At 70.9% G+C, this 597-nt stretch carries 1 pseudogene; it reads right to left on the bottom strand.

Annotated features, from left to right (window positions below):
• Positions 1-533 (bottom strand): annotated as a pseudogene (locus JK361_RS40675) (hypothetical protein); the annotation flags it as partial.
• Positions 534-597: the final 64 nt, after the last annotated feature.

Raw genomic sequence — 597 nt, 5'->3', positions numbered from 1 at the left:
TGACGCGCCGCCTTGCCCGGCCACGTCCTTCGCGAGCGTGAACTTGCCCGGCGCCGACTCGACCAGCCAACCCCGGGCCACCAGCCGCTTCGCCTTCGACCGCAGCGCTTCCACCTTCGCCGGCACCTGGTCCAGGCCGAAGCAGGCCGCCATCTCCTGGCACGTCAAAGGTCCTTGACCGAGCCGGCTCCGGTCCGCGAGAGCCTGCAGGATGCGCTGATAGTCCACCGAGAGCGCCGAGCAGGCCAGTCCCGCACGCCACATCGGTACCACGGACTTCCGCCTCGCCGCTTCCGCCGGCTCGGGACGAACCGGCGGCCCGTCCGGATGGCCCTGGTCCTCGGAGGCGTCGGCGTCGTCGTCCGGGGCCAGCACCTCGCCCACGCGCGAGCGGGCGATGACCCACTCGTTCCACTTTCCCGCTCGGCCACATCCAGCTCGGCGTGAATGCGGTCGGCATCCTCCCGCAGCTCGTCCACACGACGGCGAGCAGTGAGCTCACGCTGCTCCAGCAGCCCCACGACCGACGGCATCCCCGACCTCCACCCCAGCGACGACACGACACATCACCACTGCCACGAGGCCGCCGACCCTATA

This window comes from Streptomyces musisoli, assembly GCF_016741855.1.
In the GTDB taxonomy this organism is placed as follows: Bacteria; Actinomycetota; Actinomycetes; order Streptomycetales; family Streptomycetaceae; genus Streptomyces; species Streptomyces musisoli.
The sequence above is the reverse complement of the archived record's forward strand: the minus strand, read 5'-3'. Positions and strand labels throughout refer to the sequence as shown.